At 64.6% G+C, this 557-nt stretch carries 1 protein-coding gene; it reads left to right on the top strand.

Translation table 11 applies throughout. The features are described 5' to 3' along the window. The first annotated feature begins 174 nt into the window (after positions 1–174). The gene (locus Q7A36_RS40710) at positions 175–513 is read left to right on the top strand and encodes a hypothetical protein (RefSeq protein ID WP_305109471.1); all 339 of its coding nucleotides are present in this window, start codon (positions 175–177) and stop codon (positions 511–513) included. Positions 514–557: the final 44 nt, after the last annotated feature.

Here is a 557-nt window from a genome sequence, read left to right as displayed (position 1 = left end):
TCTGGTCCCATCCATCGGCGGCCATTCTCGCCTGGGCCGGACGCCCCAGAAAACTATGTCACTTCTTTCAGTAACTCTTTTGACATATTGCAAGTTTCTGCACCTTCTTTCTTGAGCATGCAGTATCATGGGTCCGGGTGAGTTCCCAGGCATACGCACTCTCGGAGAGCAGCCATGGCGAACGAGGTGATGGATCCGGCCACGGGCGAGGTCGTGGATCTGGCGGCGATGACCGACCGGGCCTTGTTGGAGGCGGTCTATCGCCAGCAGTCGGTGATCCTGGGCGCCTTGCTGGACGTGCTCGGCGCGGCCGAGGCCAACGGCAAAGCGATGGACGAGATGCTGCAGGCCGCGAAGGGCCCGGAGAAGAAGGGCGGCAAGAATCCGGTCGCCGAGTTGAGGGAGGCCATCGAGGGCCTCATCGGCGCAGTGCGCGAGGTGCCCGAGCAGACCGCCGAGGCCGTGGACGGGCGCCTGGAAGACACCATCCGCCGGTCTATCGGCGCGGAGTAGGGGAGGGCGGCCATGGCGGTCCGCGCCGTCATCCTGCACGATGC

The organism is Paracraurococcus lichenis (assembly GCF_030657435.1).
Taxonomy (GTDB): Bacteria; Pseudomonadota; Alphaproteobacteria; order Acetobacterales; family Acetobacteraceae; genus Paracraurococcus; species Paracraurococcus lichenis.
The sequence above is the reverse complement of the archived record's forward strand: the minus strand, read 5'-3'. Positions and strand labels throughout refer to the sequence as shown.